Source organism: Bradyrhizobium sp. AZCC 1610 (assembly GCF_036924515.1).
Lineage (GTDB): Bacteria > Pseudomonadota > Alphaproteobacteria > Rhizobiales > Xanthobacteraceae > Bradyrhizobium.
In genome coordinates, this window is record NZ_JAZHRR010000001.1 from 5,328,016 (window position 1) to 5,351,551 (window position 23,536).

Sequence of the window (23,536 nt, forward strand, 5' to 3'; positions counted from 1 at the left end):
TAAGGCCGCGTTCCGGTTGCTGGCGCGGACAAGGTAGGAATGAAACCGACTGATATCTCGGCGCCTGACTACTTTCACAAAGTGGTCGATTGCCAATGGGCCTGCCCCGCACACACACCGGTTCCCGAGTACATCCGTTTGATTGCCGAGGGGCGTTATAGCGACGCCTACATGATCAATTGGAAATCGAATGTGTTTCCCGGAATTCTGGGGCGCACCTGCGATCGTCCGTGCGAGCCCGCATGCCGCCGTGGCCGCGTCGAGGAAACTCCGGTTGCGATCTGCCGCCTGAAGCGCGTCGCCGCCGACTTCAAGGACGACGTCAAGCACCGCATGCCGAAGCCGCTGGCCAAGAACGGCAAGCGCATTGCTCTCGTCGGCGGCGGTCCCGCTTCGCTGGCGGTAGCGCGCGACCTCGCGCCCCTCGGCTATCACTGCACCGTGTTCGATGCCGATCCCAAGGCGGGCGGCATGATGCGGAGCCAGATTCCAAAGTTCCGCCTGCCTGACACGGTCATCGATGAGGAAACCGATTACATCCTCAACCTCGGCGTCGAGTTCAAGGGCGGGCATCGCATCGACAGCCTGAAGAAGCTGCTCAACGAGAACTACGACGCGATCTTCATCGGCTCCGGCGCCCCGCGTGGCCGCGAGCTCGATATCCCCGGCCGCAAGGAAGCAGCCGCCAATATCCACATCGGCATCGAATGGCTGGCGTCGGTCTCGTTCGGCCATGTCGAGAAGATCGGCCGCCGCGTCATCGTGCTTGGCGGCGGCAACACCGCGATGGATTGCTGCCGCACCGCGCGCCGGCTCGGCGGCACCGACGTCAAGGTGATCGTGCGTTCCGGCTTCGAGGAAATGAAGGCGAGCCCCTGGGAAAAGGAAGACGCTCTTCACGAGGATATTCCGATCCTCAATTACATGGTGCCGGTGGCATTCAAGCATGTAGGCGGCAAGCTCATCGGCGTCACCTTCCAGAAGGTGAAAGCCGAATACGACGCCAAGGGCCGCCGCAACCTGGTGCCCTCGGGCGAACCCGATCAGACCATCCCCTGCGACGACGTGCTGGTCGCGGTCGGCCAGGAGAATGCGTTCCCGTGGATCGAGCGCGACTGCGGCATCGAGTTCGACAAGTGGAACATGCCGCAGGTCGACGCAAAGACCTTCGTGTCGACCAATCCGAAAGTGTTCTTCGGTGGCGACGCGGCGTTTGGCCCGAAGAATATCATCTGGGCGGTCGCGCATGGCCACGACGCTGCGCTGTCGATCCACAAGATGATCTCGGGCGAAGACATCACCGAGCGTCCGCTGCCCGAAGTGCAAATCTCCTCGCAGAAGATGGGCATCCACGAGTGGAGCTACGACAACGACATCTCCGGCGACAAGCGCTACAAGGTGCCACATCGCGACAAGGTGATCGCGCTGAAGGATATCAAGACCGAGGTCGAGCTCGGCTATGACGTCAAGCTCGCGCTCGGCGAGGCGCAGCGCTGCCTGAACTGCGACGTGCAGACCGTATTCTCGGCGCCCGCCTGCATCGAATGCGACGCCTGCGTCGACATCTGCCCGATGGACTGCATCACCTTTACAGAGAATGGCGAGGAAGAGGATCTCAGACAGCGGCTGAAAGCACCCTCGCCGCACCGCGACCAGGACCTCTATGTCGCCGACGGGCTCAAGACCGGGCGCGTTATGGTGAAGGACGAAGACGTCTGCCTGCATTGCGGACTGTGCGCCGAGCGTTGCCCCACCGGCGCCTGGGACATGCAGAAGTACCTCATCGATATGACTCACGCGGGATCAACATGTCAGTCCAAAGCCCGATCAGCAGCGTAAACGACTTCGTCGTCCGCTTCGCCAACGTCAACGGCTCGGGTTCGGCGAGCGCCAACGAACTGTTCGCGCGCTCGATCCTGCGCCACGGCGTTCCGGTCTCACCGCGCAACATCTTCCCCTCCAACATCCAGGGCCTTCCGACCTGGTACGAGGTGCGGGTGACCGAAGCCGACCATCTCGGCGCCCGCGGCGGGGTCGACTTGATGGTGGCGATGAACCCGCAGACCTGGGACAAGGACGTCGCCTCGATCGAGCCCGGCGGCTATCTGTTCTACGATTCGACCAAGCCGATGCCGACGTCGAAATTCCGTGCCGATATCAACGTGATCGGCGTGCCGCTGACCGCGATCACCAACTCGACCTATACCGATCCGCGCCAGCGCCAGCTGTTCAAGAACATCATCTATCTCGGCGCACTCTGCGCCCTGCTCGACATGGACCCGAAGCTGGTCGAGCAGCTCATCGGCGAGCAGTACAAGGGCAAGGAAAAGCTGCTGTCGTCGAACGTGCATGCGCTGCATCTCGGCCGCGACTGGGCACTGCAGAACCTGAAATGCCCGATCGGGCTGCGGGTGAAGAAGTCCGACAAGGTCGGCGAACGTATCTTCATCGAAGGCAACAGCGCGGCTGCGCTCGGCGCGGTCTATGGCGGCGCCACCGTCTGCGCCTGGTATCCGATCACGCCGTCGTCGTCGGTGGCGGAGGCCTTCACGAGCCACTGCAAGAAGCTGCGGCACGACCCTGAGACCGGCAAGGCGAAATACGCGATCGTGCAAGGCGAAGATGAGCTCGCATCCATCGGCATCGTGATCGGCGCCTCCTGGAATGGCGCGCGGGCCTTCACCGCAACCTCCGGTCCCGGCATCTCCTTGATGACCGAATTCATCGGCCTGTCCTATTTCGCGGAAATTCCAGCCGTGATCATGAACATCCAGCGCGCCGGCCCCTCGACCGGCATGCCGACGCGCACCCAGCAATGCGACATCATCGCCTGCGCCTATGCTTCGCACGGCGATACCAAGCACATCCTGCTGTTTCCGGAAGACCCGGCCGAAGCGTTCGAGTTCGCGGCACAATCGTTCGATCTCGCCGACCGGCTGCAGACCATGATCTTCCTGATGCTCGACCTCGACATCGGCATGAACCATCGCCTCTGCCGCCCGCTGAAGTGGGATGACGCGCGGCAATATGACCGCGGCAAGGTGATGACTGCTGAAATGCTCGACGAGCCCGGCCGCGACTTCGGCCGCTATCTCGACGTCGACGGCGACGGCATTCCCTACCGCACTTATCCGGGCACGCACCCGACCAAAGGCTCGTTCTTCACCCGCGGCACCTCGCGCGACCGCTACGCGCGCTACTCGGAAGAAGGCGCGGTTTATGCCGACAACATGCAGCGGCTGGTGCGCAAGTTCGAGACCGCGCAAGACATGGTGCCGCGGCCATTGCAGGCCAACGCCGCCAAGCCGACCAAATACGGCGTGATCTATTTCGGCTCGACCGCACCCGCAATGGACGAGGCGATCGGGCTATTGGAAGCGCGCGGGCATCAGCTCGATCGGCTGCGCATCCGCGCCTTCCCGTTCCACTCCAGCGTGGCGAGCTTCATCGCCGACCATGATTTCGTTTACGTGGTCGAGCAGAACCGCGACGGCCAGCTGCGCCAGTTGATCGTCAACGAGAACGGCATCGATCCGGTCCGGCTGGTACCGATCCTGCACTATGACGGCACCCCGATCACCGCGCGCTTCATCGCCAACGCCATCGGCGACCATCAGGACCATCTCAAAGTGACTCCTCTCCGCAAGGCCGTGTCATGACCTACATTGCAAAGCCAAAATTCCATCATCCCGGCCTGCCGAAGAACGAACTCGGCTATACCCACCGCGACTACGAGGGGAAGATCTCGACGCTGTGCGCCGGCTGCGGCCACGACTCGATCACTGCCTCGATCATCGAAGCCTGCTATGAGCTCTCGATCGAGCCGCATCGCGTCGCCAAGATTTCCGGCATCGGCTGCTCGTCGAAGACGCCGGATTATTTCCTCGGCAATTCGCACGGCTTCAACTCGGTGCACGGCCGCATGCCGTCGGTCCTGACCGGCGCCAACCTCGCCAACCGCGACCTGATCTATCTCGGCGTTTCCGGCGACGGCGACAGTGCCTCGATCGGCTTCGGCCAGTTCGCGCATTCGATCCGGCGCGGCGTCAACATGACCTACATCGTCGAGAACAACGGCGTGTACGGCCTGACCAAGGGCCAGTTCTCGGCCACCGCCGACCGCGGCTCGAAGTCCAAGAAGGGCGTGACGAACACCGACAACGCCATCGATCTGGTGGCGATCGCGCTGCAGTTAGGGGCGAGCTTCGTGGCGCGCAGCTTCTCCGGCGACAAGACACAATTGGTGCCGCTGATTGCGGCCGCCATCCGGCACAAGGGCGCGTCCTTCATCGACGTCATCAGCCCCTGCATCGCCTTCAACAACCACGCCGGCTCGACCAAGAGTTTTGATTACGTCCGCGAGCATAACGACGCGGTGAATCGCCTCGACGTGCTCACCGGCCGCGACCCGATCACGGTCGACTACGCGCCGGGCACGGTGCAGATGGTCGAGCAGCATGACGGAACGAGGCTGGCGCTGCGCAAGATCGACGCTGACTATGACGCCAACGACCGGCTGGCGGCCATGACCTTCCTGCAGAAGCACGCCGCCAAGGGCCAGGTGGTGACCGGGCTGCTCTACGTCGATCCAGACTCCGAAGACCTCCACAGCCATCTCGACACCGTCGAGACGCCGCTCAATACGCTGGAAGCCAAGGACCTGTGCCCCGGCGCGGGCGCGCTGGAAAAGATCAACGCCAGTCTGCGGTAGCCATAGCGTTTTCGAGCGAAGTGGGCACCGGTTCGCTTCAAGAAAACGCGTCAACAAAAATCTAGAGCCCGGTTCTGATACAATCAGAACCGGGCTCTATGCTGCCGCGGGTAGCTATGCTGCCACGGCAATGTTCCGCGGGTTGGCGACATACTCCTTCAAGACTTTGTTGGACGTGTCGACCTCGACGAGCGATACGTCGTAGCTCCAGAGATCGGCAAGGTGCTGCAGCACGCGCTTGGTGTCGGCTTCGCTGAGCTGGGCGCCCTTTACCACCGTATGGCGCAGCATCAGGCGGCGATCGCCGGCGAGGTCGACATCGACGACTTCGATGTTCGCGTCGATGAAGCCGACATCGTACTGCCGCGCCAGCTCGCGCCGCAGCCGGCGGTAGCCGCGCTCGTCGTGGATCGCGTCGACCCGGATGCCGGCGCGCTCCTCCGGATTGTCATGCAGGTGGAACATGCGGAATTGCCGCATCAGCCGCGGGCTCATGAACTGGCTGATGAAGCTCTCATCGCGATAATTGGCCCAGATGTCGCGCAGCACGCCCATCGTATCGCCGGTGCCGGCGATATCCGGGAACCACTCGCGATCCTCGGCTTCGGGATTGGCGACGATGCGCTCGATGTCCTGCATCATCGCAAATCCCAGCGCATACGGATTGAAGCCGGAATAGCGCGGGTCGTCGAATTCGGGCTGGAACACGACGTTGGTGTGCGACTGCAGGAATTCGAGGAAATTGCCGTCCGTCAGCCGGCCCTGCTCGTGCAGCCGGCTGATGATGCGATAGTGAACGTAGGTCGCCGTGCCCTCGTTCATCACCTTGGTCTGGCTCTGCGGATAGAAATACTGCGCGATATTCCGCACGATGCGCAGCAATTCGCGTTGCCAGGGACGCAGGCGCGGCGCCGTCTTCTCGAGAAAATACAGCAGGTTTTCCTGGGGCAGGCCAAGCATCTGGCGACGGCGTTCAATGTCCAGTACCGCGCCGCTCTTCGCCGGACCGGTCGGAACGGTGCGCCACAAATCGTTGAATGCGCTCTCCTCATGGGCACGGCGCCTGCCCGCCCGCTTTTCCTCGGCGCGAAGGTCGAGACTCTTCTTGCCAGGATAGCGATCGATGCCGTGCGACATCAGGGCGTGCGCAGCATCGAGCGTGTGCTCGACCGCCAGCCGGCCGTGGCGCTCCTCGCAATGCGCCACATAGCGCTTGGCGAATTCGAGATAATCGAGAATGCCGTCGGCGTCGGTCCACTGCTTGAACAAATAGTTGTTCTTGAAGAAATGATTGTGACCGAAAGCGGCATGCGCAATCACGAGCGTCTGCATCGTCGCCGTATTTTCCTCCATCAGGTAGGAAATGCACGGCGACGAGTTGATGACGATCTCGTAGGCCAGCCCCATCAATCCCTTGCGATAGGACGCCTCCTGAAAGGCAAAGTGCTTGCCGAACGACCAATGCTTGTAGAACAAGGGCATGCCGACCGACGAATACGCGTCCAGCATCTGCTCGGCGGTAATGACCTCGATCTGGTTGGGATAGACGTCGAGCTTCAATTCGTCCCGCGCAATCTGCTCGCAAGCGTCGCAGATCCGCTGCAGCGTCCGGAAGTCCCAGTCGGCGCCCTCAAACAGCAACTGGCCGGTCGCGGTCATGACCCGGTCCTTTCCTGCTGGCTACGGCGCTGGAAGAGATCGTGAAACACCGGAAAGATCTCGCTGCGTTCGTTGACCTTGCGCATCGATAGCGGCGCGCCGCTCGCGCGCAGGCCCTCGTAAAGGGTCCAGAGCGACGAATTGGGCATTTCGTAGGAAAGGCCGTTCTCCTGGCCGACTTCCAGATAGGCAAAAAACTGGGTGACCGGCAGGATCTTGTCGGTCAGGAGCCAGCTCGTGACCTCGCCGTCCGCGTAGGAATTGTCGCCGTCGGAAGCCTGTGCAGCGTAAATATTCCAGTCCGCCGGCCGGAACCGCGACCGCACGATGTCGTGCATCGCCTGCAACGCGCTCGATACCAGCGTGCCGCCGGAAGCCGGTCCGTAAAAGAACGTCTGCTCGTCGACCTCTTCGGCCCGGTCGGTATGCCGGATGAAAACGATCTCGACGTGGCGATAGCGCCGCTTCAGGAACACGTAGAGCAGCATGTAGAACCGCTTGGCGAGATCCTTCATATGCTCGGTCATCGAACCGGAGACGTCCATCAGGCAAAACATGACGGCCTGCGCCACGGGCTTCGGCACCGTCTCGAACCGCCGGTAGCGGATGTCGATCGGATCGATGAACGGAATCCGGCGCATCTTTGTCTTCAGGGCCTCGATCTCGGCCATGAGCTCGGCGCGGCGTGCCTCGTCGCTGCAATCCAGAAGCTCCGCCTCGAGGGCCGCCAGCGCCTCCGGCCTCGGCCGCCGCAGCGCAACGCGCCGCGCCAGGGCGCGACTTACCGTTCGGCTGACGGAAATGTTGGCGGGCGAGCCGGATGTCGTGTAACCCGCCCGGCGAATGCCCTCGCTTTCGACCTCGGCCAATTTTCGTTTGGCAAGGTCGGGCAATTCCAGGTCGTCCAGGAACAGGTCGACGAACTCGTCGCGGCTGAGAACGAAGCGGAACGTATCTTCGCTGTCGCCCTCGCCCGCACCCCTTCCCTTGCCACCGCTCGGGTTCGGCCGCGGAAGGTAATCGCCTTCGACGAACTTCTTGTTTCCCGGCAGCACCATGTCGCGCGTACCGCCTTCGCGGCGAAAGCGCGGCTCGTCCATGCCATCGATGGGGACGCTGACCTCGCCGCCTTCCAGGACATCCTTGATGTCCCGGGTCTGCGACGATTTCTTCACCGCCCCCTGAACCAGCGCCTTGGCGCGACGCAAAAAGCGCTGGCGATTCTCGAGACTCTTGCTACCCGGATTCAGGCGCCGGTCGACAATGTGAATGGCCACGTTTCATCCGCCTCAGCCAGCCTGTTTTACGCGCATGTACCACTCGACCAACCGGCGGACTTGCCGCTCGGTGTAGCCGCGCTCGACCATGCGTGCGACAAAGTCGTCGTGCTTCTTCTCGGTCTCGCCGTCCTTCTTCGAGCCGAAGGATATCACGGGAAGCAGATCCTCGACCTGGGAGAATATCCGCTTCTCGATCACTTCCCGGATCTTCTCATAGCTGGTCCATGACGGGTTCTTGCCGCCGTTCTGGGCCCGCGATCGCAGCGAGAATTTTACGACCTCGTTGCGGAAGTCCTTGGGGTTGGCGATGCCGGCCGGCTTTTCGATCTTGGTCAGCTCCTGATTGAGCAGTTCGCGATCGAGCAATTGTCCGGTGTCGGGATCCTTGAAATCCTGATCCTCGATCCAGGCGTCGGCATAGTCGACATAGCGGTCGAACAGGTTCTGGCCGTAATCCGAATAGGATTCGAGATAGGCCTTCTGGATCTCGTGCCCGATGAATTCGGCATAGCGCGGCGCCAGCTCGGCCTTGATGAATTCGAGGTAACGCTTCTCGACCTCGTCGGGAAGCTGCTCGCGCCGGATCGCCTGCTCCAGCGTGTACATCAGATGAACCGCGTCGGCACCGACCTCACTGGTGTCGTGGTTGAAGGTCGCGGCGAGGACCTTGAATGCGAAGCGGGTCGAAACGCCGTCCATGCCTTCATCGACGCCGGCGGCATCCCTGTATTCCTGAACGCTGCGCGCCTTCGGATCGGATTCCTTGAGGCTTTCACCGTCATAGATCCGCATCTTGGCGAACACGGTCGAATTCTCGTGCCTGCGCAACCGCGACATCACCGAGAAGCGCGCCATCGTTTCAAGCGTGGCCGGGGCGCAGGGCGCGGTGGCCAGTTCGGAGCCCTGGATCAGCTTTTCGTAGATCTTCTGCTCTTCGGTGACACGCAGGGAGTACGGCACCTTGATGACGCAGATACGGTCGATGAAGGCCTCGTTGTTCTTGTTGGCCTTGAAGTTTTGCCATTCCGACTCGTTGGAGTGCGCGAGAATGATGCCGGTGAAGGGAATCGCGCCGATATTTTCGGAGCCGATGTAGTTACCCTCCTGCGTCGCAGTCAGCAGCGGATGCAGCATCTTGATCGGCGCCTTGAACATTTCGACGAATTCAAGGATGCCCTGATTGGCGCGATTGAGCCCGCCGGAATAGCTGTAGGCATCAGGATCGTTCTGGGCGAAGATCTCCAGTTTGCGGATATCGACCTTGCCGACGAGCGAGGAGATGTCCTGATTATTTTCGTCGCCGGGCTCCGTCTTGGCGATCGCGATCTGGCGCAGCCGCGACGGCTGGATCCTGGCGACGCGGAATTGCGAGATGTCGCCACCGAAGGCTTCGAGGCGCTTGTAGCACCACGGACTCATCAGTCCGCTGAGGCGGCGGCGCGGAATGCCGTACTTTTCCTCGAGCATCGGCCCCAGTGAATCCGGGTCGAACAGGCTGAGCGGGCTCTCGAACACCGGACTGAGTTCGTCACCGGCCTTCAACACGTAGATGGGGTGGACTTCCATCAACGACTTGAGACGTTCGGCAAGCGAGGATTTTCCGCCGCCGACAGGCCCGAGCAGATAGAGAATCTGCTTGCGCTCTTCGAGGCCCTGGGCCGCGTGGCGGAAGAAGCCGACGATACGCTCGATCGTGTCTTCCATTCCGTAGAAGCCGGCGAAGGCCGGATAGAGCCGCATCGTGCGATTCAAAAAGATACGGCCAAGGCGAGCGTCCTTGGCCGTGTCAATCATCTGAGGCTCACCGATCGCAGCTAGCAGCCGTTCGGTTGCATTGGCATATCGCATCGGATCGCTTCGACACGACTCGAGATATTCCGCCATCGACATGTCGGTCTGGCTTCTAGCTTCGAAGGACCGGGCGAAAGCATTGAACAGAGAATCGTTGTACATGATCCGTCTCTCCATGGTCACCTGTAAATGCCGGACGCACCACTCGGGTTCCAGTGTCGGAGCGTCTCAGCTTCCGTTCGCGAATCACAATCAGCACATAGGTTGATTGGACACGCGAGCGACTTCACAATGCAATGCAATAGTCGTGCTAACGGCCTCCTCCTCGTAAAGATACGGTGCCATTTCGCTCGCGTTGTAGCCGTGCTGCAACATTTTTCACCGGGTAAGTACTGAGCACGCCGTAAGGGATTTTTTAAGGAATCTGAGCGGTCGCGCGGCTCGAATCTGCATCCGCCTGGCAAACCCCGAACAGCCAAACGGAGCACTTCGGGGCTCTGAAACGGCCCGGACGCGCGATAACCGCGCCTTTTGTGACCTTCGGGCGGCCGGTCAGCGGCAAATAAGGCCAAGATTAACACGCGTTCATCGCGGACGGGGTGTTGAACGCACCCGGCGCCAACTGCAACTAAAGTAACATGCCGCGCGTTTAACCCGAGTCTGCCATGAAATACGCCTGCATCGTCGCCGCCGTTGCCTCCGTCATCGTCGCCGCCGTTGCCTCCGTCATCGGAGCCCATGCCTGTCACGCCCAGGAAGGCGTCGACAAAGCCAAAGCCACCGCCTTCTATACTCAGATGTTCGGCGGCCCGCTCAGCCACAAGACCTATGCCTGCTTCGTGCGTCGTTATGACGCCAGCCATCTGGCGCAGCATCCGAAGCAGAAGGTCAGCGCAATGAAGCTGTTGGTGACGGCCGAACACGCGCCGGAAGACAAGACCGTCAATTATTCGTTCCGCCTCGGCTTCAAATATCGCCATCGCGCGGGCAATTTCGATTCCAGCGGCTACTGCAATCACATTGTCGCCGAAAACAGCGGCGGCGAAATCCGACTTGGCTGCGGCGTCGATTGTGAAGGCGGCGGCATTGACGTGGCGATGAAGGACGACAAATCCGCGCTGATCCGGCTGGAGCGGATCAGGATCTGGGAGCGCAACAAGGCCGACGACGACGCCAGCAATGATCTGGTTGCCGGCACCGACGACAAGATCTTCCGCGTCGATCGCGCGGACTTGCACGAATGTGCCGAACTGGTGACAGACCGCAAGGAACTTGCGGCGCTCAGGCGCAAGTGAGCTTCACTATTCAGCTTGGGAGAACGCCATGCATCGACGCAATATCCTGTGGGGCGCGATTTCGGCCTTGCCTGCTGTGTTTGCCGCTTCTCGCGCCAGCGCGGCTACCGACGCAGCGCCTCCGCAAAAATTGAAAGTGGTCTATCACCTCAACCATCTCGACAAGGTCAGCTTCGTCCTCGGCAACATCCAGAATCATCTCGACGGCGTCGGCGGCCCCGACCATGTCACGATCGCGCTGGTGGTTCATGGCCAGGCGTTGCGGGCGTTTCATTTGACTTCCGCCAACCCCGATCTTTCGAAGCGCGTCGGGCAATTCTCCAAAGCCGGTCTCGAACTCGCCGCCTGTGGCAACACCATGAAATCCCAGAATGTCGCGCTGAAGGATTTGCTGCCGGGCTTCCTTGCCGCCGAGCGCGGCGGCGTGGTCCGGATCGCCGAGCTGCAATCGCAGGGCTATCTTTACCTGAGGCCTTAGACCTTCAGATCTTGCCAACTGACGTGAACCTTTCACGTCAATCGCTCATTTGGGCGATTTGATCGCCGTACTTTCGCCCGCTGCATCGAGCTGAATACTTCTTGTGTTCGGATTCAGTTGCGATGGCGCCTGCGCGCCCGCTCCCACGCCGACATGCGGGTTGTTTCCCCCTGCAACGGCCCGCGGAATGTTTTGCGCATGAACCCTCAAATGCACGCCGAGGCCGGCCGCTTCCGCCGTGGTCACGCCAAGCGCGAGCAGGCCACACAAAAGCATGAGGCAGGCGGGGAGCGAGAAACGACGGCTCATGACGGCCTCCTTCACGACTTCGTGCTTGTGCCCGTTGGTGTCGCCATTCCGAAAGCCGGTTCGACCGGCCCGGTCGTATCGAGCCGGCAAGACCGGCCATTCTCGGGATCGAACCGGAGCCAATGGCGTTATCGTCCCGGACCGCCCCATTCCATCCGGCTGCATGCCCAACCAAAATGTTGACTTTCCGGCCCTGCCCCCGAAAGCTGCCGGAAACCCAAAAAACCGACCGAACAGAACAGGCACCATGAATCCCGTCAAAGCACTCGAAAATCATGGCCAGGCGATCTGGCTGGACTTCCTCGCCCGCGGCTTCGTTGTCAAAGGCGACCTCAAGGCGCTGATCGATACCGACGGCGTCAAGGGCGTGACGTCGAACCCCTCGATCTTCGAAAAGGCGATCGGAAGTTCGGACGAATACGACGGCGCGATCGGACATGCCCTGCAAGCGGGCGACCGGCCCGTCGCCGACCTGTTCGAGGCGCTCGCCGTCGAGGACATCCAGAGCGCCGCCGACGTGCTGCGCCCAGTCTACGACCGCTTGAATGGCAATGACGGTTTCGTCAGCCTCGAGGTCTCGCCCTATCTGGCGATGGATACCAAGGAGACCATCGCCGAAGCCGAACGGCTCTGGAAGGACGTCAAGCGGCAGAATTTGATGGTGAAGGTACCGGCCACGCCGGAAGGCCTGCCCGCGATCGAACATCTGATCGGCGAAGGCATCAGCATCAACATCACGCTGCTGTTCTCGCAGGACGTCTATCGCGAAGTGGCGGAGGCCTATATCGCGGGCCTTGAAAAATACGTCGCCAACGGCGGCGATCCCGCGCCTGTCGCCAGCGTCGCGTCTTTCTTCGTCAGCCGCATCGATAGCGCGGTCGACAAGCAGCTCGACGACAAGATTGCAAAGGCCAATGACCCCAGCGAGAAGGAGCGGCTGAGCGCGCTGAAGGGCAAGGTCGCCATCGCCAACGCCAAGCTTGCCTATCAGGACTACAAGCGGCTGTTCGCAGGCCCCCGTTGGGACAAGCTTGCAGCCAAGGGCGCAAAGCCGCAGCGTTTGCTGTGGGCGTCCACCGGCACCAAGAACAAGGACTACAGCGATGTGCTGTATGTCGAGGAACTGATCGGCGCCAACACCGTCAACACCGTGCCGCCGGCAACGCTCGATGCGTTCCGCGACCATGGCAAGCTGCGCGACAGTCTCGAGGAAAATATCGAGGACGCAAGGCGCGTGCTGGAAGAGCTCGAAAAGTCCGGCATCTCGCTTGACGCCATCACCGCCGAACTGGTCAGGGACGGCGTCAAGCTGTTTGCCGATGCCGCCGACAAGCTCTATGGCGCAGTGGCGTACAAGCGCGCCACCGTCCTCGGCGGCGGGATCGACCGGCAGCAGCTCGCACTCGGCGACGGCATCAGGAAGGCCGTGGAGAAGAGCACCGAGGACTGGCGCGCGTCGGCTACAATCCGCCGCCTCTGGCAGAAGGACAAATCCGTCTGGACCGATGACGACGAGAACAAATGGCTGGGCTGGCTGAACAGCCCTGCGGCCGCCGACGTCGCCGATTACGAGGATTTTGCCCGTCGCGTGAAGGGACAGAATTTCAGCGATACCGTCGTGCTCGGCATGGGCGGATCGAGCCTCGGGCCGGAAGTGCTGGCGGAAACGTTCGCCAGGAAATCCGGTTTTCCGAAGCTGCATGTGCTCGATTCCACCGATCCCGCGCAGGTCCGCGCGATGGAGGATGCGGTCGATCTCGCCCACACGCTCTTCATTGTCTCCAGCAAATCCGGCGGCACCACCGAGCCGAACGTGATGAAGGATTATTTCTTCGATCGCGTCTCCAAGACCATCGGCAAGGACAAAGCCGGCCATCGCTTCATCGCGGTGACCGATCCCGGCTCGTCGCTGGAGAAGGTCGCGATCAAGCAGGGCTTTGCCCGCATCTTCCATGGCGATCCCGCGATCGGCGGACGCTATTCCGTGCTGTCGCCGTTCGGACTGGTGCCGGCGGCTGCCGCCGGTATCGATGTACGCAGCTTGATCACCCATGCGCTCGCGATGGTGCGCTCCTGTGGCGCCGACGTGCCGCCGCACGAAAATCCCGGCGTGCAGCTTGGGCTGGCCATGGGGCTCGCCGGCCTCGAAGGCCGCGACAAGGTGACGATTACCTCGTCGGAGAAGATCGCCGATTTCGGCGCCTGGGCCGAACAACTGATCGCCGAATCCACCGGCAAGGAAGGCAAGGGCCTGATCCCGATCGACGGCGAGCCGCTCAGCGATCCCTCGCTTTACGGCAACGATCGCTTCTTCATCGATATCCGGACCGAAGGTGAGGACGACGCCTCGCATGATGACAGGCTCAAGGCGCTTGAGGAGGCAGGCCACCCCGTGGCCCGCATCGTCATGAAGTCGATCGACCATATCGGTCAGGAGTTTTTCCGGTTTGAGATGGCCACCGCCGTGGCGGGCGCGATGCTCGGCATCAATCCGTTCAACCAGCCCGATGTGGAAGCAGCCAAGATCAAGACCCGCGAACTGACCGGCGCATTCGAGAAGACCGGCGCGCTGCCTGCGGAGAAGCCTGTTATTTCGACCGATCAGGCCGATCTCTACACCGACGCGCACAACGCGGCCGAGCTGCGCAAGGCCGGTGCCGACGGCACGCTCGGCTCCTGGATCAAAGCGCATCTTTCGCGTTCGGAGAGCGGCGACTATGTCGCCCTGCTCGCCTATATCGCGCGAGACCCCGGCACGATCGGCTCGCTACAGAAGATGCGGCTCGCGGTACGCGACACGCGTCAGGTCGCGACCTGCGCCGAATTCGGCCCGCGCTTCCTGCATTCCACCGGGCAGGCCTACAAGGGTGGCCCCGACAGCGGGGTATTCTTGCAGATCACCACCGACGACGCCGAGGATTTGCCGGTGCCGGGACAGAAGGCGAGTTTCGGCATCATCAAGGCGGCGCAGGCGCGCGGCGATTTCGACGTGCTCACCGAACGTGGGCGACGCGCGCTGCGCGTCCATCTCAAGGGCGACCTCGGATCGGGACTGTCCGCGCTCGATGCCGCGATTGCGGAAGCGCTCAGTTAGGAAAGTCAGGATATGCAACTCGGCATGATCGGGCTCGGCCGGATGGGCGGCAATATCGTCCGCCGGCTGATGAAGAACGGCCACACTGCCGTGGTCTACGACAAGGATGCCAAGGCGGTCGCCGCGCTTGCGGCGGAAGGCGCCGTCGGCGCTGATGCGCTGGAAGATTTTGTGGCGAAACTGGAGAAGCCGCGCGCCGCCTGGGTGATGCTGCCGGCCGGCAAAATCACCGAGGCGACCATCGAGGCATTGGCAAAGCTGATGCAGCCCGGCGACGTCATCATCGATGGCGGCAATACGTTCTGGCAGGACGACGTTCGCCGCGGCGCGGCGCTGAAGGCAAAGGGCCTGCATTATCTCGACGTTGGCACCAGCGGCGGTGTCTGGGGCATCGAGCGCGGCTATTGCATGATGATCGGCGGCGACAAGGCGGTGGTCGACCGGCTCGATCCGATCTTCAAGACGCTGGCGCCCGGCATCGGCGACATCCCGCGCACGCCGGGGCGTGAGGGCCGCGACCCGCGTATCGAGCAGGGCTACATCCACGCCGGCCCGTCCGGCGCCGGGCACTTCGTCAAAATGATCCACAACGGTATCGAATACGGCCTGATGCAGGCCTATGCCGAAGGGTTTGACATCCTAAAGAACGCCAACATAGAGGCGCTGCCGCCGGAGCATCGCTTCGACCTTGATATCGCTGATATCGCCGAGGTGTGGCGGCGCGGCAGCGTAATCCCGTCCTGGCTGCTCGATCTCACGGCGTCCGCACTTGCCGAAAATCAGACGCTGGATAACTACTCCGGCTATGTCGAGGATTCCGGCGAAGGCCGCTGGACCGTGAATGCCGCGATCGATGAAGCCGTGCCGGCAGAAGTGCTGACGGCGGCGCTCTACGCACGCTTCCGGTCGCGCAGGGATCACACTTTTGCAGAGAAGATTCTGTCTGCGATGCGGGCAGGTTTCGGCGGCCACAGGGAGCCGCCGAAAAAACCTGACACGAAGGCCTGAGCACCCATGGCGGTCGGTCAGATAGCACAGAAGAAGCCCGATCCCTGCTCCTTCGTCATTTTCGGCGTGACCGGCGATCTCGCGCACCGGCTCGTCGTCCCTGCGCTTTACAACCTCGCGGCGGCCGATCTCTTGCCGGACAAATTCTGCGTGGTCGGCATCACGCGCGAAGGGATGTCGAGCGACGCACTTCGCGACAATCTGATGAAAGGCCTGCGAGAGTTTGCGACCCGCCCGGTGGACGATAAGATCGCGCGGCGCCTGCTTGAATGCGTCACCTGCATCGAGGCCGATCCAAAGCGTCCAGCGTCGTTCGATGCAATGAGCAAACAGCTCGGCGAACTGGAAGCCGCGCGAAACACCGGCGGCCACCGGCTGTTCTATCTGGCGACCCCGCCCAACGCGTTCCTGCCGATCAGCCGCGAGCTTGGCCGCACCGGCATGCTGGCCGAGAACGGTGCGTGGCGGCGGCTGGTGGTGGAAAAACCGTTCGGCACCGATCTCGCCTCCGCGAAGGCGCTGAACAGCGAACTGCTCAAGCTCGTCGACGAGCACGAGATCTACCGGATCGATCACTATCTCGGCAAGGAGACGGTGCAGAACATTTTGGTGCTGCGCTTCGCCAACGGCATGTTCGAGCCGATCTGGAACCGCAACCACATCGACCATGTTCAGATCACGGTCAATGAACAGCTCGGCGTCGGCCACCGCGGCAGCTTCTACGACCAGACCGGCGCATTGCGCGACATGGTGCCGAACCATCTGTTTCAATTGCTGTCGCTGGTCGCGATGGAGCCGCCGATCCGCTTCGATGCGCATTCGGTCCGCACCGAAAAGGCGGATGTGCTCGCCGCGATCCAGGTCCAGAGCGAGGCCGAGGCGCTGCGAAATTCGGTGCGCGGCCAGTATTTGGCCGGCCGGATCGGAGAGAGCGAGATCGCCGACTACCGCAAAATCGAGGACGTCGCACCCGGCAGCACCACCGAAACCTATGCGGCGCTGAAGCTTATCATCGACAATTGGCGCTGGGCAGGCGTTCCCTTTTACCTGCGCACCGGCAAGGCGCTCGGCGTCAAGCGCACTGAAGTCGCGATCAAGTTCAAGCAGGCGCCGTTCGCGATGTTCAACTGCACGCCGGTGGAGCGGCTGGCGCAAAACTACCTCGTGATCGGTGTCGCGCCGAACGAGGGCATCGCGTTGCAGTTCAACACCAAGGTGCCCGGCCCCTCGATCCTGATCGACGGCGTCGAGATGAAGTTTCGCTACAAGGATTATTTCAAGGCGGAGCCCTCGACCGGCTACGAGACGTTGATCTATGACTGCATGATCGGCGACAACATCCTGTTCCAGCGCGCCGACAGCGTCGAGGCCGGCTGGAAGGCGGTACAACCGTTCATCGATGCCTGGAAGAAGGCGGGAGCCAACGGGTTGAAGACATACAAGGCCGGCAGCGAAGGCCCGGGGGAAGCGAACGATTTGTTGACCCGCGACGGCCGAAGCTGGCGAAAGCTCGGGTGAGCGATGGCAGCGAATGACAACCGCCAAGTGATCGCGGTCGCCGATCGGGCGGCGATGGCGGCGACCGCCGCCGAACATTTGCTGGCCAGAATGGCCGCCAACAGCGGCCGCGTGGCGATCTGCCTGACCGGCGGATCGAGCCCGAAGCAGCTCTATCAACTGCTCGCAACCGATCCCTATCGAAGCCGGATCCCGTGGCAGCGCGTGCATTGGTTCATCGGCGACGAACGGTTCGTGCCGGCGGACGATCCGCTCAACAACATGGGCATGGCGCGAACGATTTTCCTGAATCAATACGCGCCAACGGCGAACATCCATCCGATTCCGACCGCAACCGCCGACCCAGCCGATCCCGACCGGGGCGCCGCGCTTTACGAGCAGGAATTGCAATCGTTTTACGGGGCAGACACGCTCGACCTGGCCAGGCCGCTGTTCGATCTCGTGCTGATGGGCGTCGGCCCCGACGGCCATACGGCCTCGCTGTTTCCAGACGATCCCGCGCTCGACGAGACGGCGCGCTGGGTCGTCGGCGTCCCTCGCGCCAATGTCGAGCCATTCGTGCCACGCGTGACCCTCACGCTGCCCACCCTCGCCTCGTGCCACGAAATGCTGTTCGAGGTTTCAGGCCGCGATAAACGTGCGATCTTGACGCGCCTCTTCGCAGGCGAGAACCTGCCCGCCAACTGCGCGCAGCCCTCCGGCGAGGCGGTCTGGCTGGTGGACCGGGAAGCACTTCCGGAGAATTTTGGTGGGCAATAGGACTCCCTGTGCGCTGGTGGTGATGGGCGTTTCCGGCTCGGGCAAGAGCACCATCGCGGATCATCTCGCTGGACGACTCGGCTGGCGCTACGAGGACGGCGACAGGTTTCACCCGCCGGGCAACGTCGCGAAGATGAGCGCCGGCCATCCGCTCACCGACGCGGACCGCTGGCCGTGGCTGCAGGCGATTGCCGACGAGATCGACCGCCTCTCGACCGCCGGTGAGCGCGCTGTCATCGCCTGCTCGGCGCTGAAGCGCGCCTATCGCGACGTTCTCGTGCACGGCCGCGACGATGTCCGCATCGTCTTTCTCGACGGAACGCAGGATCTGATCGCCGCCCGCCTCGCCGCCCGCAAGGGCCACTTCATGCCGCCGGGCCTGCTCGCCAGCCAGTTCAAGACCTTGGAGCGGCCGGGAGCGAACGAACGGCCGATCACGGTATCGATCGATGCGCCGGTCGAGCGAATCGTGGATGACATCGTCACTCAATTGAACCTGGTTCCCCAATGACCCGCATTGCGCTTGTCGTCTCCGACGTCGACGGCACCCTGTTGACGAAGGACAAAGTTCTGACCGACGGCGCAAAGGCCGCCGTACGCAGGCTGCATGCGGCCGGCATCGGCTTCACCATCGTCTCCAGCCGGCCAACCATCGGCATGGGTTTTCTGATCGATCCGCTTTCGATCACGCTTCCCGTTGGCGCCTTCAACGGCAGCTCGATCGTCGACGCAAGCCTCAAGCCGATCGAGCAGTATCTGATCGCCCCCGCCGTGGCGCAACGCAGCCTCGACGTGCTCAATGCGTTCGGCGTCGATATCTGGCTGTTCACCAACGATCGCTGGTACACGCGCAATCCCGACGGCGAATACGTCCCGCACGAGAAGCGCGCGATCAAGGCCGATCCGACCATTATCCCGGATTTCACGCCGTATCTCGGAGAAGCCTGCAAGATCGTCGGCGCCAGTTCGGACGCGGCGCTGCTTAAGCGTTGCGAGGTGGCGATGCGAGAAGCCGTCGGGGCGGAGGCGACCGCGGTCCGCTCGCAGACGTATTATCTCGACGTCACGCCGCCCGGTCACGACAAGGGCACCTTCGTGGATGCGATGACCAGGCGGCTCGGCATTCCGGCCGCGGCGGTAGCGACCGTCGGCGACATGGAGAACGATCTTCCGATGTTTGCCAGGAGCGGCGTTTCGTTTGCGATGGGCAATGCGGCCGATGGCATCAAGCAGCACGCAACGCATGTGACCGACAGCAACGAGCGCGACGGATTTGCCGCTGCGATCGAGACGGTGCTGCAGCTCGGATAGGGATTCTTTTCTGACGCGTTTTCTGCGCAGATAAGTCTACGCAATCTGCGTAAACTTGATTGCTATGCGAACCGGCATCCACCCCGGATCAAGTCCGGGGCAGGCTTTCGCTCGAAAACGCTATGCTCCGCCGTATCAAGCCTGCGTGAAGGATAAATCGAGGAATCCTCAAAGTCTTCGTGTGGCGAATCCGCTCCTGTTGGCCGGCACGATCGGCAAGCGCGAGCCGGTGTCCGACCGCCGTCTCCTCCCATGAAGGCAGGTTCATCCCAGCCCGGGCCTGCTGCGGCGAAGACGGATGCCGGCTCGCGCGACTTCCTAGTGATGGCATCCGGGCTACGAAGAGAGAGACGACGGCCGCTATTTCGAGCGCTGCTTCGCCGGCTTCTCGGTCGATTGCTTCGTTGCACTCAAATTATGCGCGGTGTTGATCAGCGCGATGTGCGTCAGCGCCTGCGGGAAATTGCCGGTCTGGCGGCCGGCCGCCGTATCGTATTCCTCGGCCAGGAGGCCGAGATCGTTGGCGACCGCGACCACGCGGCCAAGCAGCTCTTGGGCCTTGCCCAACTCGCCCGCCAGCACATAAGCGTCCGCCAGCCATAGCGTGCAGGCGAGGAACGCGCCTTCCGCCGGTTGCTTCTCCACTTCGCGGGGATCATGCCGCAGCACAAAACCGCCGCGCATCAGATGCCGTTCGACCGCGACAAGCGTGCCGCGCACGCGCGGGTCTTCCGGCGGCAGGAACCCGACCGACGGCAGCAACAGGATGCTGGCATCGAGCATCTTCGAGCCGTAGGACTCGACAAAGGAATTCAGTTCGGGATCGAAGCCTCTTGCGCAGACGTCGCGATGAATGGCGTCGCGCAGCACACGCCACTTCTCGAGCGGCGCCTTGAACCCGAACGTCTCGGCGCTCTTGATGCCGCGGTCGAACGCGACCCAGGTCATCACCTTCGACGAGACATAATGCCTGCCCGCGCCGCGGCGCTCCCAGATGCCGTGATCGGGCTTGTCCCATTGCCCGGCGAGGTGCTGCAGGACGGCGCATTCCATCGCCCAGCTGGTTTCATCCAGCTCGAGTTTTGCCACGCGCCACTGGTGAAAGGCGTCGATCAGTTCGCCGTAGACGTCGAGCTGCAGCTGCGCATGCGCGGCGTTGCCGATCCGCACCGGCTTTGCGCCCTCATAGCCGGGCAGCCATGTGGCTTCCCATTCCAGGAGGCGGCGCTGGCCCATGATGCCGTACATGATCTGCATGTTGGCGGGAGAACCCGCCGCTGCCCGCAACAGCCAATGGTGCCAAGCGGAAGCTTCCTCGGTATAGCCGGAATTCATCAGCGCCAGCAGCGTGAAGGTGGCGTCGCGCAGCCAGCAGAAACGATAATCCCAGTTGCGTTGCCCACCGAGCTTTTCCGGCAGCGAGGTCGTTGGCGCGGCGACGATGCCGCCGGTCGGGGCGTAGGTCTGCGCCTTCAGCGTGATCAGTGAGCGCATCACGAGGTCGCGGTGCTCGCCCTGGTAGGTGCAACGGCTGCACCATTCGGTCCAGAACGCCTCGGTATCCTTCAACGCATACGAAGGGTCGATCGGCTTGGGCACGGGCAGATGGGATGGCCCGTAGGTCAGCACAAAGGGAACGGTGTCGCCCTCGCCCACCTCGAAATCGGCGACCGTCGTCAGGTCCTCGCCGTGGGTTTCCACCGGCGTCCGCAACACCGTCATGTCCTGCCCGCAGATCGCGAGCAGCGCCGAACCGTCGTCGTTTCTCTTGACCCAGGGAATATCGGTGCCGAAGCCGAAGCGGATCACCAGTTGCATGTGCATCCTGACCCGGCCACGAACGCCGCGCACCAGCCGCACCACATCGGAGGCGTTGCCGCGCGGCGGCATGAAATCGATCAGATCAACCGCGCCGTCAGCCGTCTCGAACCGGGTCTGAAGGATCAGGGTGTCATCCCAATAGCGGCGCGAGGTGCCGGTAATCTCGTCGGCCGGCGCGATCAGCCAGCGGCCGTGCTTCTCGGTGCCGAGAAGTGCTGCAAAGCAGGCATCCGAATCGAAAGCCGGCCAGCACAGCCAGTCGATCGATCCGTCCCGGCCGACCAGTGCCGCGGTTTCGCAGTCGCCGATCAGCCCATAATCTTCGATACGGCACGGCAAGATGCTTCACCGCCTGATCATATCGCGGCGCGCGACCGCTCATGGGTTGCCGCCTTGAGCGCGGCGACGTCGACCGTGGATGTCATTTCCTCGATCGGCACCGGGAGCCGCTGCCGCCAGTTCGGATGCTCGTTGACGGTGCCGGGAATGTTGGGCTGGTCCACCACCCCGAGCAGGTCCTCCAGCGAGATCGCGAGCAGTCGCGACTTGGTTCGCGCCAGAAAGTTCGCCACCGCATAGAGATCGTTGCGGTCGATGGCGTGATGGCGCAGCACGTCGTCCAGCATCGCAAGTGCGCGCCAGCGCGCATCGTCGCTCTCGCCCGGATCGATCCCGAGCGAACGCTTCAGCGTGAGGTCGCCGAACGAGCGCCAGCCGGCATAGGTCGAGAGATCGTGGGTGTTGAAGGTGACGAGCGCATTGGTCAGGTAATGATCGATGCTGCGGAACGAGCCGCCGTCGTCGCGCTCGAACATCATCACGAGATACGACCAGATGCCCCAATCGGCGATCTGGTCGCGAAATCCTTCCGGCACGGTGCCGAGGTCTTCGCCGATCACGACGCAGCGGTTAGCAACGCTTTCCTGCGCCGTCACCGCCAGCAGCGCCTCGAACGGCATCTGGACGTAGACGCCGTCGCGTGCGCTGAAGCCTTGCGGCACCAGATAGAGCCGCTTCAGCCCGAGCACATGGTCGAGACGGATGGCGCCGGCATGGCGCATCGAGGCGCGCAGCATGTCGCGGTACGGCGCAAAGGACTCAAACTCGAGCCCGACGGCATTGAACCCGGCAAGGCCCCAGGTCTGGCCGGCGGTGTTGAGCGGATCGGGCGGCGCTCCGACGCCGAGATGGCGGGAGATGGCGACCTGCTCATTCCAGGCGTCGAACCCATCGGCCTGTACGCCGACCGCGACGTCGAGATAGAGCCCGACCTTCATGCCGAGCTGCTTCGCCAGATCGGCGGCGGCCCCCAACTGCCGGTCGGCGGTCCATTGCACGAATTCGACGAACTCGATTTCGCCGGCGTCTTCGCCCTGGCGCAACGCGGCGCATGTGGCATCGTCCGGCTGCCGCCACTCTACCGGCCATTCCCACCACGGCTTGCCGAATTTGTGCCGCAGCACCTCGAAGCAGGCAAAGTGCGACAGCAAGGTGCCGCGCTCGGCGCGGAATTTGTCAAAATCCTGTTGGCGGCCCGGCTTGGCATTGGCCTTGAAAGCAGCAAAGGCCCTGCGGAGCGCCCGCCACTTCAGACCGGCGACGCCGACGTAATCGACGACATCGCCTGCCCGCAACGGCGCCAGCGCCTCACGGGTTTCGGAGTCGGGCTGAAATTCGGGCAGCTTTTCGACATCGATATAGAGCGCGTTGAGAAACAGCCGGCTGTTCGGCGAATAGGGGCTGCAATCGCCCGGGCGATCGTCGAACAGGACATGCAGCGGATTGAGGCCGACGCCGTCGGCGCCGAGATGATCGGCGAGTTCGATCAGGCCGGCGAGATCGGTGAAGTCGCCCATGCCCCAGTTGCGCGCGGAGCGGACGCCGTAAAGCTGGGCCGCGAGCAGCCAGCAACGGTCGAACTCGCCGCCAAACGCCCGTTCCGGCGCCGAGATCAGCGGCACGTCCTCGGCGGTCGTGGCGTCGCTCACCTGAAGCCGGTAGACGCCGAGCGGCAGGTCCCTGGGCCAGTCGATGGCGTGATCCGAGCTCTCGCCCTTGGCGATAAGCCCCGAGCCCGTAACGATTTTCCACTCCACTGGAAGCCTGGCTGTAGCCGGGAGCTCGGTTCGCGACGGCCGCCCGGACCGGACCACCACCGGGTGGCCGACCAGCGGTCCCGGGGCCTGCGGCGGCAGGGCATCCAGAATGATTTTGAGCGCGGCGGCGTCCGTCACACGGCGGTGACCTTGGCCGTCCAGGAACTCGGTCTGGATTCCCTGGGCTTTGGCTTGAGCAAAAAGGTCCATTCGGCACATACTTTGCACGCAAACATCAAACGGATGTCGCGAAATTGTCTAATTGCGGGAAGGAGATAGACGGTGTCTAACGCTCGGGCCCATCAACGGTTCCAAGGGAACCAAAGCGAGTCGAGCGGCTTTCTATCTCAGTTCGGAACGTCTCCCTTCTGCAAACGAAACGGGGACGTCATTTCCATGGCAATGG

The 23,536-nt window shown here is 62.6% G+C and carries 17 protein-coding genes; 11 read left to right on the top strand and 6 right to left on the bottom strand.

The window, feature by feature from the left end:
• Positions 1-39: 39 nt before the first annotated feature.
• From V1279_RS26385 to V1279_RS26395, 3 genes are read left to right on the top strand one after another with little or no spacing between them, the layout of a single operon-like run.
• Positions 40-1,839 carry an FAD-dependent oxidoreductase gene (locus V1279_RS26385; RefSeq protein WP_334441890.1) on the top strand — a complete coding sequence of 600 codons (1,800 nt, stop codon included), beginning with the start codon at positions 40-42 and terminating at the stop codon, positions 1,837-1,839.
• On the top strand, positions 1,809-3,659 hold the full coding sequence (locus V1279_RS26390; protein WP_334441893.1) for a 2-oxoacid:acceptor oxidoreductase subunit alpha: 1,851 nt from the start codon (positions 1,809-1,811) through the stop codon (positions 3,657-3,659). Before V1279_RS26385 ends, V1279_RS26390 begins: the two co-directional genes overlap by 31 nt.
• Positions 3,656-4,711 (top strand): 2-oxoacid:ferredoxin oxidoreductase subunit beta, encoded by a 1,056-nt coding sequence (locus V1279_RS26395; RefSeq protein ID WP_334441896.1) that lies wholly within the window; start codon positions 3,656-3,658, stop codon positions 4,709-4,711. The genes V1279_RS26390 and V1279_RS26395 overlap by 4 nt, the downstream gene beginning before the upstream one ends.
• Before the next feature lie 114 nt (positions 4,712-4,825).
• Here the strand turns inward: V1279_RS26395 and V1279_RS26400 are convergent, their stop codons facing one another.
• The 3 genes from V1279_RS26400 to V1279_RS26410 are packed head-to-tail and all read right to left on the bottom strand — an operon-like array spanning position 4,826 to position 9,603.
• The gene (locus V1279_RS26400; RefSeq protein ID WP_334441899.1) at positions 4,826-6,370 is read right to left on the bottom strand and encodes a SpoVR family protein; all 1,545 of its coding nucleotides are present in this window, start codon (positions 6,368-6,370) and stop codon (positions 4,826-4,828) included.
• Entirely contained in the window at positions 6,367-7,647 is a 1,281-nt protein-coding gene (locus tag V1279_RS26405) for a YeaH/YhbH family protein (protein ID WP_334441901.1), read from the bottom strand. Before V1279_RS26405 ends, V1279_RS26400 begins: the two co-directional genes overlap by 4 nt.
• A gap of 12 nt (positions 7,648-7,659) precedes the next feature.
• Positions 7,660-9,603 (bottom strand): PrkA family serine protein kinase, encoded by a 1,944-nt coding sequence (locus V1279_RS26410; RefSeq protein WP_334441904.1) that lies wholly within the window; start codon positions 9,601-9,603, stop codon positions 7,660-7,662.
• Positions 9,604-10,106: 503 nt separating this feature from the next.
• Here V1279_RS26410 and V1279_RS26415 point away from each other — a divergent pair.
• Together V1279_RS26415 and V1279_RS26420 are read left to right on the top strand one after the other, a co-directional pair.
• Positions 10,107-10,736: a hypothetical protein gene (locus tag V1279_RS26415; protein ID WP_334441907.1), complete on the top strand. Its 630-nt coding sequence runs from the start codon at positions 10,107-10,109 to the stop codon at positions 10,734-10,736.
• A gap of 28 nt (positions 10,737-10,764) precedes the next feature.
• Entirely contained in the window at positions 10,765-11,214 is a 450-nt protein-coding gene (locus V1279_RS26420) for a DsrE family protein (RefSeq protein ID WP_334441910.1), read from the top strand.
• 45 nt (positions 11,215-11,259) lie between these two features.
• Here the strand turns inward: V1279_RS26420 and V1279_RS26425 are convergent, their stop codons facing one another.
• Positions 11,260-11,523, bottom strand: a complete 264-nt coding sequence (locus tag V1279_RS26425; RefSeq protein WP_334441912.1) for a hypothetical protein — start codon at positions 11,521-11,523, stop codon at positions 11,260-11,262.
• 247 nt (positions 11,524-11,770) lie between these two features.
• Between V1279_RS26425 and V1279_RS26430 the strand changes: the two genes are divergently transcribed.
• The 6 genes from V1279_RS26430 to V1279_RS26455 are packed head-to-tail and all read left to right on the top strand — an operon-like array spanning position 11,771 to position 19,213.
• Positions 11,771-14,617 carry a bifunctional transaldolase/phosoglucose isomerase gene (locus tag V1279_RS26430; RefSeq protein WP_334441914.1) on the top strand — a complete coding sequence of 949 codons (2,847 nt, stop codon included), beginning with the start codon at positions 11,771-11,773 and terminating at the stop codon, positions 14,615-14,617.
• A gap of 12 nt (positions 14,618-14,629) precedes the next feature.
• On the top strand, positions 14,630-15,625 hold the full coding sequence (gnd, locus tag V1279_RS26435) for a phosphogluconate dehydrogenase (NAD(+)-dependent, decarboxylating) (protein WP_334441917.1): 996 nt from the start codon (positions 14,630-14,632) through the stop codon (positions 15,623-15,625).
• Between the two features lie 6 nt (positions 15,626-15,631).
• Entirely contained in the window at positions 15,632-17,143 is a 1,512-nt protein-coding gene (gene zwf, locus V1279_RS26440) for a glucose-6-phosphate dehydrogenase (protein WP_334441919.1), read from the top strand.
• Positions 17,144-17,146: 3 nt separating this feature from the next.
• Complete coding sequence (gene pgl, locus V1279_RS26445; RefSeq protein WP_334441921.1) at positions 17,147-17,902, top strand: 6-phosphogluconolactonase; 756 nt, start codon at positions 17,147-17,149, stop codon at positions 17,900-17,902.
• Positions 17,903-17,924: 22 nt separating this feature from the next.
• Positions 17,925-18,413 carry a gluconokinase gene (locus V1279_RS26450; RefSeq protein WP_334446581.1) on the top strand — a complete coding sequence of 163 codons (489 nt, stop codon included), beginning with the start codon at positions 17,925-17,927 and terminating at the stop codon, positions 18,411-18,413.
• Positions 18,410-19,213: an HAD family hydrolase gene (locus V1279_RS26455; protein WP_334441924.1), complete on the top strand. Its 804-nt coding sequence runs from the start codon at positions 18,410-18,412 to the stop codon at positions 19,211-19,213. Before V1279_RS26450 ends, V1279_RS26455 begins: the two co-directional genes overlap by 4 nt.
• A 360-nt stretch (positions 19,214-19,573) precedes the next feature.
• Here V1279_RS26455 and V1279_RS26460 read toward each other — a convergent pair whose 3' ends face one another.
• Entirely contained in the window at positions 19,574-21,373 is a 1,800-nt protein-coding gene (locus V1279_RS26460; protein WP_334441926.1) for a glycoside hydrolase family 15 protein, read from the bottom strand.
• A gap of 17 nt (positions 21,374-21,390) precedes the next feature.
• Positions 21,391-23,340, bottom strand: a complete 1,950-nt coding sequence (gene malQ, locus V1279_RS26465) for a 4-alpha-glucanotransferase (protein WP_334441929.1) — start codon at positions 23,338-23,340, stop codon at positions 21,391-21,393.
• Positions 23,341-23,536 lie beyond the last annotated feature (196 nt).

What these genes read in the sequence shown, in the direction of transcription:
- V1279_RS26385 (WP_334441890.1), top strand. Translation starts at nt 40, where the DNA reads ATGAAACCGACTGATATCTCGGCGCCTGACTACTTTCACAAAGTGGTC.
- V1279_RS26390 (WP_334441893.1), top strand. Translation starts at nt 1,809, where the DNA reads ATGTCAGTCCAAAGCCCGATCAGCAGCGTAAACGACTTCGTCGTCCGC.
- V1279_RS26395 (WP_334441896.1), top strand. Translation starts at nt 3,656, where the DNA reads ATGACCTACATTGCAAAGCCAAAATTCCATCATCCCGGCCTGCCGAAG.
- V1279_RS26400 (WP_334441899.1), bottom strand. Translation starts at nt 6,370, where the DNA reads ATGACCGCGACCGGCCAGTTGCTGTTTGAGGGCGCCGACTGGGACTTC.
- V1279_RS26410 (WP_334441904.1), bottom strand. Translation starts at nt 9,603, where the DNA reads ATGTACAACGATTCTCTGTTCAATGCTTTCGCCCGGTCCTTCGAAGCT.
- V1279_RS26415 (WP_334441907.1), top strand. Translation starts at nt 10,107, where the DNA reads ATGAAATACGCCTGCATCGTCGCCGCCGTTGCCTCCGTCATCGTCGCC.
- V1279_RS26420 (WP_334441910.1), top strand. Translation starts at nt 10,765, where the DNA reads ATGCATCGACGCAATATCCTGTGGGGCGCGATTTCGGCCTTGCCTGCT.
- V1279_RS26425 (WP_334441912.1), bottom strand. Translation starts at nt 11,523, where the DNA reads ATGAGCCGTCGTTTCTCGCTCCCCGCCTGCCTCATGCTTTTGTGTGGC.
- V1279_RS26430 (WP_334441914.1), top strand. Translation starts at nt 11,771, where the DNA reads ATGAATCCCGTCAAAGCACTCGAAAATCATGGCCAGGCGATCTGGCTG.
- gnd (WP_334441917.1), top strand. Translation starts at nt 14,630, where the DNA reads ATGCAACTCGGCATGATCGGGCTCGGCCGGATGGGCGGCAATATCGTC.
- zwf (WP_334441919.1), top strand. Translation starts at nt 15,632, where the DNA reads ATGGCGGTCGGTCAGATAGCACAGAAGAAGCCCGATCCCTGCTCCTTC.
- pgl (WP_334441921.1), top strand. Translation starts at nt 17,147, where the DNA reads ATGGCAGCGAATGACAACCGCCAAGTGATCGCGGTCGCCGATCGGGCG.
- V1279_RS26450 (WP_334446581.1), top strand. Translation starts at nt 17,925, where the DNA reads ATGGGCGTTTCCGGCTCGGGCAAGAGCACCATCGCGGATCATCTCGCT.
- V1279_RS26455 (WP_334441924.1), top strand. Translation starts at nt 18,410, where the DNA reads ATGACCCGCATTGCGCTTGTCGTCTCCGACGTCGACGGCACCCTGTTG.
- malQ (WP_334441929.1), bottom strand. Translation starts at nt 23,340, where the DNA reads ATGGACCTTTTTGCTCAAGCCAAAGCCCAGGGAATCCAGACCGAGTTC.